We start from the raw sequence: 15,880 nt of genomic DNA, 5'->3' as shown, positions 1-15,880 counted from the left end.
GTGCATACCGGGCGTGGTCGGGCAGCGAAAAAGGGTCTTCCGATGAACGATGATTACCGTAAGGGACCTGGAACGATGTAGTAGCCCGTGTCGGGCGTGGCCAGCAGATCCCAGAGATTGATCGCGACGACGATGACGACCACCGCGAGGATGAACGTCCGAATCCCCCACAGCCAGATCGGGGCGAGCGAGCCGATGCCCGACCCGTCGGTGAGTTCGTCGATCGCGTCCTGGCCGAGAACCCAACCGACGAACAGCACGACGAACAGCACGGTGATCGGCAGCAGGAGGGTGACGCCGATGCCGTCGAACCAGTCGAGCCACGCGGTCTCCCACGCCGAGGGGATCCCGAGGAGGAAGATCGCCGCGCCGATCCCCGCCGCCGTCGGCAGCCGCGAGAAGCCGTAGTTGTCGACGAGATAGGCGACGACGACTTCGAGCAGGCTGATCGCCGACGACAGCGCCGCGATCAGGATGACGCCGAAGAAGACGACGCCGACCGCCTGCCCGACGAGACCGCCACCGGGCAGCTCGGCGAGCGCCGTCGGGATGGCGACGAACACCGCACCGGGCCCGCCGGAGCCGGGTTCGACGCCCTGGGCGAACAGCAGCGGGAGGACGACCAGGCCGGCGAGAACGCCGATGATGGTGTTCGAGATGCCGATCGTGACGCCATCGACCGGCAGGCTGTCGTTCTTGCCGAGATAGGAGGCGTAGGTGATCATCACGCTGAACCCGACCGACAGCGAGAAAAAGGCCTGGCCGAACGCCGCGGGCAGGACGGTGCCGGCGTTGGCGATGATGGTGTCGAGGTTCGGGTTGAGGAAGAAGGCGTACCCCTCGCTCGCGCCGGGCAGCGTCGCCGCGAAGGCCGCGAGGCCGACGAGCATGACGACGACGGCCGGCACCATCACCTTCGTCGCGAGCTCGATACCGTCCTCGATGCCGAGCGCGACGATCCCGATGGTGATCAGCATGAAGATCGCGTGGGTGCCGACCGAGGGGAGCCCGACCGAAATCGCGCCGAAATACGACTCGGGCGCGGCGAGCGCACCGCCGGTGATGCTCCCGCCGATGTATCGGATCACCCAGCCGCCGATCACGCTGTAGTACGAGAGCGTCCAGAAGGCCGCGATGACGCCGACGGCACCGACGAACCACCAGCCCGGGCGACCGAGCTTCCGGAACGCGCCGATGGCGCTGGTGTTGGCTCGCCGGCCGATGACGAACTCCGCGAGGAGCACGGGGATCCCGATGAGCAACACGGCGAGCAAATAGACGACCAGGAACGCCGCGCCGCCGTTCGCGGAGGTCTGGAACGGAAAGCGCCAGATATTGCCCAGTCCGACGGCACTGCCGATGGCCGCGAGGATGAATCCCACCCTCGTGGCCCATGTTTCACGTTCTGCCATAGCTGAGGGGGTTCCGCCCCAGTTAAAAACCTTCGTGAAACGCTCGCGTGTGACCGGCTCTCCAATCAGGCCTCGCCGTAGACGGGCACGGCCGCGCCGCTCGTGACGCCCGTGGCGTCGCTACAGAGGGCGCAGACGACCGGGGCGATCTCCTCGGGTGTTGGCCAGTCGTCGGGATCGCCCGAGAGCATCTCGCGGTTGGCGGGCGTGTCGATCGTCTTCGGCATGATCGCGTTCGCACGCAGTTCGCCACGGTTCTCCGCGGCGATCGTCTCCGTCAACAGGCGCACGCCGGCCTTCGCCGCACGATACGGGCCGTCGCCCTCGCCACCCTCCAGCGACGACTTCGCCGACACCGAGACGATCGCGCCCTCGGTCTCGCGGAGCTGCGGGATGGCGTGTTTCGACGCGAGGAACATCGTCCGGAGGTTGATATCGAACAGCGTCTCGAATTCATCATTACTCGTCTCGTCGATCGGCTGGCCCCCCTGCCAGGTGCCGGCAATGTTACAGAGCGCGTCGAGTCGCCCCTCTGCCTCGACGACGTCGTTCACGACGCGTTCGACGTCGTCCTCGTCGGTGAGATCGGCCTCGTGGAACTCACAGTCGGCGTCGAGCAGCGAGTCGTCATCGTCGGGTGTGACGAGATCGGTCGCGTGGACGGTCGCACCCGCGCTCTCGAACGCCGCGCAGATGCCGCTGCCGAGCGCCCCGCTCGCGCCGGTGACGAGCACTACCTCTCCGTCGAAATCGAAGTCGGTCGGCATGCCCATGAGATGAATCGCAAATTACATAAATCTATGCCAGCGGCCGTGCCGAGCGACGGCGGTGGACGCTCGAAGACGGCGTCGTTTTACGGCTCTGTGTCCGAGCGCTCGCAATGTTGTCTCCACCCGAGATACTCGTGTATCTCATCCTCTGCGCAGCAGTGTTGCTGACGGGAAAACTCGCCATCGCGGGCGTCTACCCGCTCGCGGCCGGCATCGCGCTCGCGTTGCTCGCCTACGGCTATCTCGCTCGCTGGGGCGGTCGGCCGATCGAGGAGCGACTGTTCGCCCCGCCGCGCCGTCCCTGACGGCAACTGCCATCGGCGTGGACGATCGAGCGAATCGCCGACCGACTGTCTTGGTCGTGCTGGAATACGCCCGAAACGATTTGCGGATCCGTGACGAACCCGACACATGAGCGACGGCGATGCGGAGCAAGCCGCCGACAGTTCGGCTGACGACACGTCGCCCAGCGACGAATCCGCAGCCGTCGAAACGGGACCGACCGCGGTGGGCGACGGCCGAAAGAAGCACGTCAGCGTCCGCACCCGGAGCGACGAGTACCACGATCACGGTGACGTCTACCTCAAACAGTCCTCGGTGGCGTTTCTCGTCTCGCCGGAATCGTCGTTTCCCGACGGGGCGACGACGCGCTACGCCAAGGACGATCTCAGTCGCGTCGCAGTGACCCAACACCACTCGATGTGTTTCATCACGACGGCGACCGCCGGCGAGGGGCCGGCACTCGACGCGCTGCGGGGGTTCCGCGACGACGCGCTCGCGCGGTCACTCCCCGGGCGGGCGCTCGTCGCGACCTACGACGCGGTGAGCCCGCCGATCGCGGCCACGCTCGCGCGCCATCCTGGAGCACGGACGACACGGCTGGTGGCTTGGCTGGTCCGGAAGTGTGGCACGCTCGCCCGCCGACGGATGCGTGCTTCCTCTGTCAGGCGGGCGGTCCTCACCGGAGCGCTGGTCGCGCTGTACGTCGTCGGGGTCGCCGTCGCCGCCGTCGGCCATCTCGCCATCCGATTTCGGGAGCGCCGTTAGGGGAGGAATCGTCTGACGTTCTCGATCGGCGAGAAACCCACCCCAGAAACCGTCTCGACGCGGAAGCCGTGACGGTCGGCGCACGTTTCGATTTCGGCGGCGAGTTCTGCGGAGTCCTCGTCGTGGATACGGTAGGCGTACGAGTCCTCGTCGGTCGAGACGGTGAGTTTCGGGCGGCCGAGCCGGCCGCCGTCGTGGAGGCGAACGCGCTCGATGGCGTCGTAGGCGAGCCACGTGACCGAATCGGCCTGGAGGAGCACCTCGTCGAGGCCGTGATGGTCGTAGATCGCCTGCATGCCCCGCGACTCGCGGCGGTGTTTTCTGGTGCCGAGCCCGAACAGCGGCGTGATGTAGGCGTATTCGGCGATGTGCAGCCCGTCGTCGGCGAAGAAGAGGTCCGCGAGACGCAGCGGGAACGAGCCGGCCATCCCGTAGTGGACGTGGTAGTGGACTGCGATGTCGGTGCTCGGGAGCTCCTCAAAGGCCGCCGGGTCGAGCTCGTCGCTCACGCCTCCTCCCCGAGCCCGCCGCGATAGCCGAGATAGCCGAAGAAGTACGCTCCGGCGATGAACAGCAGCCCCGCGACCGTGTTCACTTCGAGAGCGACGTAGACGCCGATCGCAATGCCGGCGACGGCGAGCGCAAGCGCGAGGCGCATCCGTAGCGAATACGTCTCGCCGGCGGGCGCGGCCTGCGCACCCTCGAAGCCGACGCGACGCTCGCCGATGTAGGTGAGGATCATCACCGCGAGCGTCACGACGACCAGGACGACCCGCACGGTCCCAGCGAGTTCGATGCCGAGCGCCCCGAACAGCAGCGGCGAGCCGATGACGAGCAAGCCGCCGAAGTAGATCAGCAGTCGGTAGGCGACGAGCACGCCGAACAGGGCATCGAGTTCGCTCGTTTCGGTGTCGGCCATGCGTGCTCTACGCGACCAGCGGGAAAAACGTCGGGGCACTCAGGCGAGAAAGCCCGACGCCTCGTCGGCGTCCTCGACGGTGCCGCTGGCGTCGATCTTCGCGCGCGCGGAGCGATACATCGTGTAGATCTGGACGGCGAGCGCGAACAGCCAGAGTGCGTAGCCACCGGGGGCGCTCCCCATGACGGTGACGGTCGTGCCGAAGGCGTCGAGGCCGAAGCGCGTGACGAGCGTCTCGCCGATGAGCAGGATGCTGAAGAAGCCGAAGAAGGCCGTCGCCCACCACATGGCGAGAATCCTGGCCCAACCGGGCTGGGTGTGTTCGGGCATCCGCGTCGTGTTGAGGATGATCGTGAGCGCGTTGTACGGCCACATCATCACGCCGGCGGCGGCCGCGCCGATGACGAGGATGATCCAGGGCTGGGCGACCTGGAAGCCGATGATCGCCATCCCCCAGAGCGTGAACACCGTGAGCAGCCCGAGGAAGATGTAGCTCATGTCCCAGCCACGGCTGCGACCGATCTTCTGGTAGACGATGTCGGCGCTGTTGCGGACGAATACTTCGATCTGGGCGTACTGCGTGCTAAACAGCGCGATGAACAGCAGTGCGTAGAGCAGCCACGCGCTGATACCGCCGCCGAGACCGGGGATGATGGTGTCGAGCCACATCGCCACGCCGCTGCCGCCGAACTCGCCGCCGCCGGCGTACTGGGCGGCGATCGACATAACGATCGTCGCGACGACGATCACGCCGACGACGAAGGTGAGGAAGTGTTCACGTTGGGTGACCTTCCACCACGCCCGCCAGCGCTTCATGTTGGTGTCGGTCGGCTCGAAGGTGTAGCTGCCGTCCTGACTTTCCGTCTCGCCGGAGCCACGGAGCGGGTTCTTGATCCGGCCCTGATACGCCCCCATCCCGTAGCCTTTCTCGCGTGCCCACACACCCTGCGAGAGGTTCGTATAGCCGCCAGCACCGGCATAGGCGAGCCCGCCGAGGAAGGTGGCGATGTCGAAGTCCGCGTCCGACGGCAGCGCGCCGAAGTTGACCGCGCCGGCCGGGAGATTGGCGAACTCGCCGAACGTGTTGAGCGTGAACATGAGGACGATACCGATGAACACCGCGAGAAGCATCAGCGCGATCTGTGCGCGCTCGATGACGTTGTAGACCAGCGGGCCGGCCTGATAGGAAAGCCAGATGACCACCATCGAGACGACGCCGATGAGATACCAGTCCGCCCGCGGGACGATCCCGGTCCAGGCCGCGAACACCTCGGAACCGGTCGCGGCCCAGCCCGGCCAGCCGATCTGGAAGAAGCCGAAGACGAGGAAAAAGAGCGGCCAGATGCGGTTGAGCCGGTTGAACCCCTGGAAGATGCTCTCGCCGGTGGCGATCGCCCACCGCTGGAGCTCGGTGTTGATGAAGAACTGGGTGATGACGCCGACCCAGAACGCCCAGTAGAGCCCCCAGCTTCCCTCGGCGACGATCGTCGGCCAGAACATCGTCTCGCCCGAGCCGAGCGACGCGCCGAGCATGATGGCGCTCGGCCCGACGATGTGCGAGACCTTCGGCACCTTCGGGAGGTCGGCGATACGGAACCCGCCACCGCCATCCGACTTCGGATACTCGCTGGTCGCCGGAGCCTCCTCCAACGAATCGTCGTCGACGGGCGTATAGACCGACTCGCGGTACTCCCTGCCCTCCGATTCCGAAGCGTAGACGTCCGCATCGGCGACACCGCCGTCGGTTTCGGGCTCCGCTACCGGTTCGTCCTCGTCGTCAGTCATTCGTCCCCTCCGTCGACGGTCGCCTGCTCCACACGCCGGATGGCAGTATTTGCCGCATGGTACTAGTCAACAAGAGACTCGATACTGCAAAAACGTTCCGGAAAATATAAATAATTCTATACGATTATCGCGGCGATCGCCGGCGATTCAATCGGCGAGCGCGTCGGCGACCATCTCGATCGGATGTGGCGGCTCCTGGCCCTCGTGTTCGCCGAGCTGGCTCCGACAGGACGCACCGGGCGCGACGACCCGATCACCGTCGCTCTCGTCGACCTGCTCGTAGAGCACGTCGGCGATGGCGCGGCTCAGCGAGAGATGCTCCGATTCGTAGCCGAACGAACCGGCCATGCCACAGCAGCCCGAATCGAGCGCGTCGACCGCGTAGCCCGCCCGCCGGAGAACGCCAACGGCGTGATGATCCTTCTTCGTGGCCTTCTGATGGCAGTGGCCATGGTAGGTGAGCGATTCGTCCCGTTCGCCGAACCTCAGCGCCTCGTCGAGTCGGAATCGGTCGAGATACTCGCAGACGCCGAAGGTGTTGTCGGCAATGGTTTCGACATCGCTTTCGCCCCCATCGGCGGCCGGCTTTTGCCCATTACCGCCGGCGGCGACGGTACCCGTCGGCACGCTCCGATCGGTGGCCGGGATCAGGTCCGGATAGTCGTACTGGACCATGACGGCGTCGGAGGGTTCGACCACGACCACGTCCCAGCCCCGGCGGACGAGCGGCGAGAGGGCGGCGACGTTCCGTTCAGCAGCCGCACGCGCTTGCCCGATGAACCCCTTCGAGTAGGCGGGCCGACCGCTATCGGTGACACCAAGGGGTAGTTCGACGTGGACACCGGCGGCTTCGAGCACTCGCACGGCAGCTTTGCCAGCCTCCGGATGGTTGTAGTTCGTGTAGGTGTCAGGGAAGAGCAGGACCTTCCTGTCGGCGTCAGTAATCGAAACCTGCGCGCCGCCGCGCGCTTCGAACCACTCTTCGAAACTCTCGGCGTGGAAGGTCGGCAACGTTCGGTCCGTGGCGATACCGACCGCCTTCTCCAGCACCTTACGCGCGCCCGGCAGTTCGGTCCCCCAGTTCGACAGCGGCGCGAGCCGGCTGGCGAACGCCGAGAGCGAGTCGATGTTCGCGAACAGGTGGTCGCGCAGGCTCGCGCCGTGGCGCTCGTGGTACTCGTTGGTGACTTCAGCCTTCATCTTCGCCATGTCGACCTCGCTCGGACAGTCGTTCGCACAGCCCTTGCAGCCGATACAGAGATCCATCACCTCGTTCATGAACTCGACGTCGACTGCATCACCCCCACGATCAAGGTCGCCGCTCATCGCATCGCGCAGCAGGTTCGCCCGCCCGCGCGTCGAGAGGATCTCCTCTTCGGCGGCGCGATAGGTCGGGCACATCGTTCCACCGGTCGTGGACTGGTGGCCGCGACAGCCGCCACAGCCGTGACAGAGCTCGGCCATCCCCCGGAAACCGTTCTCGTTCTCCCAGCGGAGTTCGGTCTCGAAGCCCGCATCGAACTCGTACTCCGAATCGAAGCGGAGATCCGCAGTGGGACTCGGCGCGTCGCTATCGCCGACATCGTCGGGCAGCCCACAGACCTGTCCCGGATTGAGGAGCCAGTCGGGATCGAACGTCGATTTGAGATCGCGAAAGATTTCCCAGAGATCCTCGCCGTAGAGCTTCCGGTTCCATTTCGTGCGCGCGTGGCCGTCGCCGTGTTCGCCCGAGACCGAACCCCCATACTCGACGATCAGATCGGTCACGGCTTCAGCGATGGCGTCCATCCGCTCGCGCCCCTCGACGGTTTTCGTGTCGATGAGCGGCCGGACGTGGAGCACGCCGGGACCGGCGTGGGCGTAGAAGCTCGCGAACGTGTCCTGCTCGTCGAGGATCGCCTGGAAGTCGGCGACGTAGTCGGGCAGGTGTTCGGCCGGAACGGCACAGTCCTCGATGAACGAGATGTGCTTTGCGTCCGTGGTGCGCGAGAGCAGGATCGGCAGTCCGGATTTGCGCATCTTCCAGAACTGCGCGCGCGTGTCGGCGTCGTGGGCCTCCATCGCCGCGTTCGCGTACCGTCGTTTCTCCGTCAGTTCGTGCGCGCCATCGCTCGGCTCGGCGTCCGACTCGCTGCCCACGCGGTCGGCGACGAGATCCGCGACCTGCTGTTTTCCATCTCTATCCGAGTCAGCGTAGAACTCGACGAGGAGGACGGAGTCGGTCCCGTCGGGTAGCAACCCCACCACGTCGGCGAACTCGCTGGTATCGCGCGCAAGATCCAGGAGGACGGAGTCCATCACCTCGACGGCCGCAGGATCGTGTTCGAGGATCGGTTCGACGTCCTCCATCGCGTCACCGAGCGAGTCGTAGGTCAGCAGGCCGATGGCCTTCGTCTCGGGGACGGGTTCGAGCACGACGGTCGCCGCCGTGACGATCGCGAGCGTGCCCTCGCTGCCGGCGAGCAGGCGCGCGAGATTCACCGTGCCGTCCGCCGCATCCGAGATCAGCATGTCGAGATCGTAGCCCGAGACGTTGCGCTTCAGATCGGGATAGGCCTCCTCGATCGCGTCGCTTTCCTCGTCGAGGATGCGGGCGATTTCGGCGTGGATGCGCGCTTCGAGATCGCCCTCGGGGTCGGCGCACTCGCGGAGTTCCTCGATCGTGAGTTCGCCGAGCTCGGTGACAGTTCCGTCGGCGAGGACGACCTCGCAGGATTCGATGTAGGCGTCGGTCTTGCCGTATTTCAGCGAGTGCGCGCCGGTGCTGTTGTTGCCGATCGCTCCACCCAGCGCGCTCTTGTCGCCCCAGGCCGGATCGGGCGCGAACTTGAGGTCGTGGGGCGCGAGCGCCTCGTCGATGTCGGCGAGATAGATCCCCGGCTGGGCGGTGGCCGTCCGAGATTCGGGGTCAACGGCGAGCAGTTCGTCCATGTTGCGGGTGAAATCGAGCACCACCGCCTCGTTGACGGCCTGGCCGGCGAGGCTCGTCCCGCCGCCGCGCGGGAGCACCGGTATCCCCTGGTCGGCACAGTAGTCGACGACGGCGGCGACGTCGGCGGTCGACTCCGGGAAGACGACGCCGATGGGTGGTATCTCGTAAGCGCTCGCGTCGGTCGCGTAGAGGTTGCGCGAATACTCGTCGAAGCGGACGTCGCCGTCGACACGCGCTTCGAGCTCGTCGACGAGCGCCGGGCGGGCGACCGCGCCGCCGCGATAGTCGTAGTTCGCGTCGTCCGCTGGGTCGTCGGCCGATCGCCGCGCGAAATCGGTCGTCACGATGGCACACGGTTCGTCCCCGGACGGTAAACAGGCATCGGAGAATTCACCATCGATCGATTCGTCTCGGTGGCAGTCGATCGAGACACGGGCGTACGCTGTCTGGATCGGATCGCATGACGACGGTTCCGCGAAAGGCCGATATAGTTCAGTTCCGAACGGTGGACGATGAGTGACGTTCTCACGACGTTCGAATCGTCGCTCGACGGGTTGGACGTCGCAACGACACGAACCGACGGCGACGGGTTCACCGGGGCGCTCGACGACGCGATCCGCGAGCCGGCCGTCGGCGTTCCGCTGGGTCTCGACGACGTTTCGCTCGCCGACACCGCGGTGACGGTCGATCCCACGGCCGCAGCGCTCGAATCGGCACGGACGGGCGTCACCCCCGTCGGAGCGGGTATCGCCACCTACGGCTCGCTCGCGGTCGCAGCCGACGCGGCGGGCAGCGAGCCGGTGAGTCTCTACCCCGAGCGCCACGTCGCTGTCCTGCGCGAGGAGGAGCTCCACGCCGACATGGACGAGGCGTTCGCGTGGCTCGGCGAGGAGTTCGCCGCCGGGCGAGACAGTTACGTCTTCGCCACCGGCGCGAGCGCGACCGCCGACATGGGCGAGATGGTCGAGGGCGTCCACGGCCCTGCCGAAGTGCACGTCGTCGTGCTCGAACGATGAGTGCAGAAACCAGACGGGAGAAAGCCGAGCAGATCCGTCACCTGCTCGACACCGAGGGCGAAAACGTCCGCGAGAACGCGAGCCATTTCAACGAGAACCGGTACGACGCCATCGACGAGTTCGACGAGTACGAAGAGCTGCGGACCACAGTCCGAGAGATCAAGGAGGACGCCATCGAGCGACTGCCCGAACTCGTTGACACGGTCACCGAGAGCGTCGAGGCCAACGGCGGCCACGTCTATCTCGCCGAGGACGCCACCGACGCGAACCAGTATATCGAGAACGTGGCGGGTGACGCCGAGACGCTCGTGAAATCGAAGTCGATGACGACCGAGGAGATCGACGTCAACGACCACCTCGAAACCGCTGGTGTGGACGTCTACGAGACCGATCTCGGCGAATTCGTCCTGCAGGTCGCCGACGAGACGCCATCACACATCGTCGGCCCGTCAATCCACAAATCACGCGAGGGCATCGCCGAGCTGTTCAACGAGCAGTTCGATCCCGAGGAACCCCTGGAGACGCCCGAGGAGCTCACCGAGTTCGCCCGGGACTACCTCGGCGAGCGAATTCGGGATGCGGACGTCGGGATGACCGGTGCGAACTTCGTCGTCGCCGACAGCGGGACGATCACGCTCGTCACCAACGAGGGCAACGCCCGGAAATCGGCCGTGACGCCGGATACACACGTGGCTGTCGCCGGGGTAGAGAAGCTGATCCCCACGCTCTCTGACCTCCAGCCGTTCGTCGAACTCATCGCGCGCTCGGCGACCGGCCAGCCGATCACCCAGTACGTCACGATGCTCTCGCCGCCCGTGGAGACGCCGACGCTGGAGTTCGACGAGCCCGAGACACCCCTTTCAGAGTCGGATGGCGACCGTGAGTTCCATCTCGTGCTGCTCGACAACGGTCGGACGGCGATGCGCGAGGACGATCAACTGCGCGAGACGCTCTACTGCATCCGCTGTGGCGCGTGTGCGAACTCGTGTGCGAACTTCCAGCACGTCGGCGGCCACGCCTTCGGCGGCGAGACCTACTCGGGCGGGATCGCCACGGGCTGGGAGGCGGGTGTCCACGGACAGGAGAGTGCGGCGGAGTTCAACGACCTCTGTACGGGCTGCTCGCGCTGTGTCAACAACTGCCCGGTGAAGATCGACATCCCGTGGATCAACGAGGTGGTCAGGGATCGCATCAACCACGACGAGACCACGGAGTTCGACTTCCTCGTCGAAGGGCTGACGCCCGACGAAGAACCGGGTGGCGTGGACCTCCAGAAACGGTTCTTCGGCAACTACGCCGATCTGGCGGAGGTCGGGAGCGCCACCGCACCGCTATCGAACTGGATCGCGGGGACCGCCCCCGCGCGGGCGCTCATGGAGCGCGTTCTGGGCATCGATCGTCGGCGCTCGCTTCCGCAGTTCGAGCGCGAAACGTTGCGGAAATGGTTCGACTCCCGGGGAGGATCGCGCGTGTCGCCGGCCGACGCCGACCGCGAGGCGGTGCTCTACCCCGATGCCTACACGAACCACATCGAGGTCGAGCGCGGGAAGGCCGCCGTCAGGGTGCTCGAAGCGCTCGGGGTCGCAGTCGAGGTTCCCGACGTCGCATCGAGCGGGCGCGCGCCGCTCTCGCAGGGGATGCTCGCGACGGCCGAGCGCCACGCCCACGAGGTCTACGCCGATCTCGCCGAACGGATCGATGCGGGGCGGGATATCGTCGTCATCGAACCCTCCGATCTCGCGATATTCGCCGGCGAGTACGAGAAGTTCCTGCCCGATCGATCGGCCGAGCGCCTCGACGACAGCAGCTACGAGATCATGGAGTACGTCTATGGCCTGCTCGAGAACGGGGGTGATGGCGAGAGCCTGCCGGCCGGCGACGGCGAGCGCGTGGCCTACCACAGCCACTGCCAGCAGCGGACCCTCGGGCTCGAAGCCCACACCGTGGCCGTCCTCGAAGACCGTGGCTACGACGTGCTCACCTCCGAGACCGAATGCTGCGGGATGGCCGGCTCGTTCGGCTACAAGCGCGAATACTACGAGCTGAGCATGGACGTCGGCAGCGAGCTCGAAACCCAGTTCCAAGACGAGGAGGCACGCGATCGGACCGTGGTCGCGAGCGGCACCTCCTGTCTCGAACAGCTCGACTCGCTGCTGGAACGGCCGAGCCGGCATCCGGTGCAGTTGCTCGATCCCGACCAATAGCTCTCGACCTACCCGTCGAGACGGTAGCTTTCTCGCTCTTTGAGACTCTTCTGTATTGATGCGAACGAAACCATTATCACAACCCAACGTGTTTTTCCGTTGAGAATGGATCGACGGAAGTATTTAGCGATGGTTGGTGCTGCAACGAGCCTCGGTCTCGCCGGCTGTAGCGGTGGCGGAAGCGGCAACAACAGCAGTAGTGGAAACGGAAGTAGTGAAGCAACAAACGATAGCAGCGGTGCTAGTACCGACGGCAATACTAGTGAAGGCACGGATACTGCAGCAACGGGAGGGGGGTCTGAAGCGACGTCGAAAGAGGCTGCAGATACGACGGAGCCAACAACCGCTGGAGGAACCGAAATGAGTGAAGCCGACACTCTCACACCCTCTGGTGGCGGTGGATCGGGAAGTACCAACGTTACCGACACTGAACTCGTCGTCGAAGAAGGTCAGTATGGAACCGATGTTTACATGAGTGGCCTGGTTGAAAATACAGGCAACGACGTTCTCCGACTCCCCGAAGCGAGAGTGTCATTCTACGATAGCGAGGATTCAATTCTCACCAGCACGACGACGAGTATTGCGTTCCTCAAACCCGGAACACAGTGGGAGATCCACGCACCGTATCTCGATGAAAAAGAGCCGGCACGTGGCGAGATTGAGATTACGAGTGCCGACACGTTCCAAACTGAACTCGGGATTCCGGATTCGCTCAAGGTTGCTGAGGAGAACCTGAATAGCGGTGAGGAGCCAACACTCTCACTTCGTATCGAAAACACATCGGACAGTGCAGTCTCGCCATCGGCATTCTGTGTGTTTTACGATGGTGATGGCATCGCGTTGGGCGATGGACTCGACAGCCTTGAGCAACTTCCGGCAGGCGAATCATGGCAAACCTCGCTCGAATACATAGCATACAGTACACAGGATGCAACTCGCATCTCGGATTACGACCTCTATGCGACCACGTTGTAGAGAATGAAGTAAACAGATATCGGACAGTACAATTAATGAGGGGTGAGATCAGCCGCGGTTAGCAGTTTTTTGTCTTCGTGTTTTGGGCTCGTCAGAGGATTTCATCGGCAACTATCTCGTGGTTAGCCGTGTCACTGTGGGCATGAGAAACGAAAGGTAAGTGCCCGGGGTGGGCTCCGAACCCACGATCTCCGCATATCCCAGGTCCGAGGCGACAGCCTCGGGGGAAAACCGCTCTCGAAACCCTATGAGTGCGGCGCTATGTCCAGCTAAGCCACCCGGGCTACCGATCGGTACTGGACTCGCGTTCATTAACCTTCCCATCTCGGCTTCGGCAGTCTTTTGACGATCGATAGCACAGTCGCACCATGGACGTTCCCGGGATCGTCCGCGAGCGCCTCGCCGACGAGCGACGGATGACCAGTGTGAACGTCGGCGGCGACGACCGGGTCTACGTCACGCCACCGAAGACGCTCGTCTACCGCGCCGCGGGTCTGTTCAGCAGCGAATCGATCGAAGAGTTCCCCCACGACGTCAGTCGTTTCGACGTCTCGGCCGACCGCCGCGAGGCGACGTTCGCCTTCGAATACGAACACGGCGTCGAGGCGTTCTCGGCCCCGCGCGAGCGCATCGAGACGATCCTCCCGCCGGTGCTCGCGGGCGTGCTCCGGACCACCGACCGCATCGAGCCCGACGAGGAGATCGAGGAGAGCTATCGCTTCGGCGATCGAACGCTCATCGTCACCGACCGACAGCTGCTCACCGCCGTCGGCGAGGCCGTCTGGGACCGCGAACACGATAGCTACGACTACGACCGGATCACCGACCTCCGCTTCGAGGATGATCTCCGCATCGACGTCGACGGCCGACCCCGCTATATCGATCTCATGGGCGATGGCCGACGCGAAGCCTACGAAACCCTCGAAGACGCGCTCTGTGCATACCACGGCGTCGCCAGCATCGATCAGCTCGCGGATCGCACGGCCGAATCGACTGCCACCGAACGCACGACGGAGCCGACGGCTACCGACCGGACGCCCACCGACCAGACAGCCGATCGAACGACCGAAGACCCGACACCGGCCGAGCCGGCCGATCGAACGCCTGCTCGTGACCCCGACGACGCGCGGCACGAACCCACCGACCGCAACGGCGACGAAGCCGACGGCCAGCCGACGGAGCAGCCATCGCGATCCCGTTTCGAGCCCGACGAGTCGACGGAGCCGCTGATCCCCGAAGCGTCCGAATCGAGCCACGAACCGGCCGAGCCGAACCAGCCGAGCGAACCCGATCAGCGGTCGGTCGAGCCGCGTCGGGAGCCGTCCGAGCCGCGCCGTGGATCGAGCGATTCGGACGACGAGCCGGACAGCAGGCCCGCCAGTGCGGAAGGCAAGGACGAGAGCAGAACCGCCGACGTGGACCAACTGACCGACGAGGTCGACGCACTACGCGATCACGTCGAGCGCCAGACGGAACTGCTCGAACGACAGCAGGAAACGCTCGAACGGCTGGCCGAGATCGCCGACCTCAACGACGACCGATAACTTTTCTGATACACGACGAGCCGAAGGGGCCGTGCTCGCCGGCGTCGAACTGGACGAAGTAGCCCGTCGTGATCGATGCACCACAGCGCCGGCAGGTGAACTCGCCCTCTCTGGTGACGACGTCGCGCTCGAATCGGACGAAGCCACCCGAGCGAACCCGGATGCGCCCATCTGCGCGCTCGATGATGCCACGTTTTTCGGCCGTGTCGAGGATCGTACGCGTCGTGTGTGGATCGCTCGTGACGGTTTCGAGCCGATCGATCGCCGTGGCGAGATCGAGTTCGTCGTCGTCCAAGTTCGCGAGGAGGCTCACGCCGAGTTCGACGACATCGCTCACGGCGGCGATCGGTCGCCGACGCCTAAACGTCGTGCGAAACGGATCGAAACCGGCTTCTCGCCCAGGATACAGGTTCGGGTGTGTCACGCGCTCGTCGGCGTCTCGCGGGGGTCGCGGCCATCGTGGGTGTGGTGGCGCTCGCCGCGCTCACGATCTCGCCGAGCGCGCTGCTCGATCGGATCGCCGGCCTCCGCTCGCGCCCGTTCGTCTTCGCGCTGGTCGTCGTCGGGCTCTATCTCGGTCGCCCGCTCGTCGCGTGGCCGATGAGCCTCTGCTCGGCGGTGGTCGGCTACGGCTACGGGCTCGTCGGGACGCCGTTCGCCCTCGCCGGCGTGCTCCTCACCTGTCTGCCACCGTACGTGCTCGGCCGCTACGCGGGCGATGCGAGCGCACTCGGCCGGATCGGCCACGCCGGCGAGCGGTTCTTCGCACGGACCGGCGGCGCTCGTGGCGTGGCCGCCGCCCGGCTCGCGCCGCTACCGGCCGATCCCGTCTCCGTCGGCGCGGGGCTGTCAGGGGTAGGACTCCGGAGATATCTCCTCGGCACGCTCGTCGGCGAGGTGCCGTGGACGGTCGCGGCGGTGTTCGCTGGGAGTTCGCTCTCGACGCTCGCCGTCGCCGGCCTGGAGAGTGCAAGCGTGGAACTCGGGCTCGCGGCGGGTGCCATCGCCGTTCTCGCGCTCGCCGGCCCGGCCTACGAGTATCTGCGGGATCGCCGCGCTCACCAGAACGTATCGGAACAGTCGTAGACGACGCCGTGGCGCGGACAGACGTACTTGCAGTGGCGGCGCTGCATGCCGGTGCCACACGCCGGGCAGGGGCGGCCGTTGGCAGAGTCGTTCATACGAGAGGTTCGTCGGCGCGCAGGTGAACCTTTGGCCGTCGGGCGAAATTGGGTCGGAGTTCGGTCAAGATTCATCCGCCCGTCGTCCCTCCTGT

General features: G+C 65.4%; 15 protein-coding genes and 1 tRNA gene. 7 read left to right on the top strand and 9 right to left on the bottom strand.

The window, feature by feature from the left end; all coding sequences use genetic code 11:
* Positions 1–53: 53 nt before the first annotated feature.
* Positions 54–1,412: a sodium-dependent transporter gene (locus C448_RS14920; protein ID WP_049916387.1), complete on the bottom strand. Its 1,359-nt coding sequence runs from the start codon at positions 1,410–1,412 to the stop codon at positions 54–56.
* Positions 1,413–1,477: 65 nt separating this feature from the next.
* Positions 1,478–2,179 carry an SDR family oxidoreductase gene (locus C448_RS14915; protein ID WP_049916393.1) on the bottom strand — a complete coding sequence of 234 codons (702 nt, stop codon included), beginning with the start codon at positions 2,177–2,179 and terminating at the stop codon, positions 1,478–1,480.
* Between the two features lie 113 nt (positions 2,180–2,292).
* Here C448_RS14915 and C448_RS14910 point away from each other — a divergent pair, with 113 nt between their 5' ends.
* Together C448_RS14910 and C448_RS14905 are read left to right on the top strand one after the other, a co-directional pair.
* Entirely contained in the window at positions 2,293–2,487 is a 195-nt protein-coding gene (locus C448_RS14910; RefSeq protein ID WP_049916386.1) for a hypothetical protein, read from the top strand.
* A gap of 106 nt (positions 2,488–2,593) precedes the next feature.
* A complete protein-coding gene (locus C448_RS14905; RefSeq protein WP_004055947.1) occupies positions 2,594–3,229 on the top strand; it encodes a CFI-box-CTERM domain-containing protein in 636 nt (211 codons plus the stop codon).
* On the opposite strand, the gene C448_RS14900 is transcribed toward C448_RS14905, so the two are convergent.
* From C448_RS14900 to C448_RS14885, 4 genes are all read right to left on the bottom strand, one after another.
* Entirely contained in the window at positions 3,226–3,738 is a 513-nt protein-coding gene (locus C448_RS14900) for a hypothetical protein (protein WP_004055946.1), read from the bottom strand. The genes C448_RS14905 and C448_RS14900 overlap by 4 nt on opposite strands.
* Positions 3,735–4,148 (bottom strand): hypothetical protein, encoded by a 414-nt coding sequence (locus tag C448_RS14895; protein WP_004055945.1) that lies wholly within the window; start codon positions 4,146–4,148, stop codon positions 3,735–3,737. Before C448_RS14895 ends, C448_RS14900 begins: the two co-directional genes overlap by 4 nt.
* A 39-nt stretch (positions 4,149–4,187) precedes the next feature.
* Entirely contained in the window at positions 4,188–5,933 is a 1,746-nt protein-coding gene (locus C448_RS14890) for an Nramp family divalent metal transporter (RefSeq protein ID WP_004055944.1), read from the bottom strand.
* 147 nt (positions 5,934–6,080) lie between these two features.
* Positions 6,081–9,209, bottom strand: coding sequence for an FAD-binding and (Fe-S)-binding domain-containing protein (locus C448_RS14885; RefSeq protein ID WP_004055943.1), 3,129 nt, complete (start codon positions 9,207–9,209; stop codon positions 6,081–6,083).
* 168 nt (positions 9,210–9,377) lie between these two features.
* On the opposite strand from C448_RS14885, the gene C448_RS14880 reads away from it, so the two are divergent.
* From C448_RS14880 to C448_RS14870, 3 genes are all read left to right on the top strand, one after another.
* Entirely contained in the window at positions 9,378–9,881 is a 504-nt protein-coding gene (locus C448_RS14880; RefSeq protein WP_004055942.1) for an LUD domain-containing protein, read from the top strand.
* A complete protein-coding gene (locus C448_RS14875) occupies positions 9,878–12,085 on the top strand; it encodes an LUD domain-containing protein (RefSeq protein WP_004055941.1) in 2,208 nt (735 codons plus the stop codon). The genes C448_RS14880 and C448_RS14875 overlap by 4 nt, the downstream gene beginning before the upstream one ends.
* A gap of 105 nt (positions 12,086–12,190) precedes the next feature.
* Positions 12,191–13,060 carry an FxLYD domain-containing protein gene (locus C448_RS14870; RefSeq protein ID WP_160162799.1) on the top strand — a complete coding sequence of 290 codons (870 nt, stop codon included), beginning with the start codon at positions 12,191–12,193 and terminating at the stop codon, positions 13,058–13,060.
* 161 nt (positions 13,061–13,221) lie between these two features.
* Here C448_RS14870 and C448_RS14865 read toward each other — a convergent pair.
* Positions 13,222–13,344 (bottom strand) — tRNA-Met (locus C448_RS14865).
* Positions 13,345–13,428: 84 nt separating this feature from the next.
* Here C448_RS14865 and C448_RS14860 point away from each other — a divergent pair.
* A complete protein-coding gene (locus C448_RS14860; protein WP_004055939.1) occupies positions 13,429–14,604 on the top strand; it encodes a DUF7115 domain-containing protein in 1,176 nt (391 codons plus the stop codon).
* Here C448_RS14860 and C448_RS14855 read toward each other — a convergent pair.
* Positions 14,588–14,941, bottom strand: a complete 354-nt coding sequence (locus C448_RS14855; RefSeq protein WP_004055938.1) for a DUF5830 family protein — start codon at positions 14,939–14,941, stop codon at positions 14,588–14,590. The two genes, C448_RS14860 and C448_RS14855, sit on opposite strands and share 17 nt — an antisense overlap.
* Before the next feature lie 80 nt (positions 14,942–15,021).
* Between C448_RS14855 and C448_RS14850 the strand changes: the two genes are divergently transcribed.
* Positions 15,022–15,690 (top strand): TVP38/TMEM64 family protein, encoded by a 669-nt coding sequence (locus C448_RS14850; RefSeq protein WP_049916384.1) that lies wholly within the window; start codon positions 15,022–15,024, stop codon positions 15,688–15,690.
* Here C448_RS14850 and C448_RS16960 read toward each other — a convergent pair.
* Complete coding sequence (locus C448_RS16960) at positions 15,663–15,785, bottom strand: HVO_2523 family zinc finger protein (protein ID WP_275039137.1); 123 nt, start codon at positions 15,783–15,785, stop codon at positions 15,663–15,665. The genes C448_RS14850 and C448_RS16960 overlap by 28 nt on opposite strands.
* Positions 15,786–15,880 lie beyond the last annotated feature (95 nt).

It is taken from the genome of Halococcus morrhuae DSM 1307 (assembly GCF_000336695.1).
Taxonomy (GTDB): Archaea; Halobacteriota; Halobacteria; order Halobacteriales; family Halococcaceae; genus Halococcus; species Halococcus morrhuae.
The sequence above is the reverse complement of the archived record's forward strand: the minus strand, read 5'-3'. Positions and strand labels throughout refer to the sequence as shown.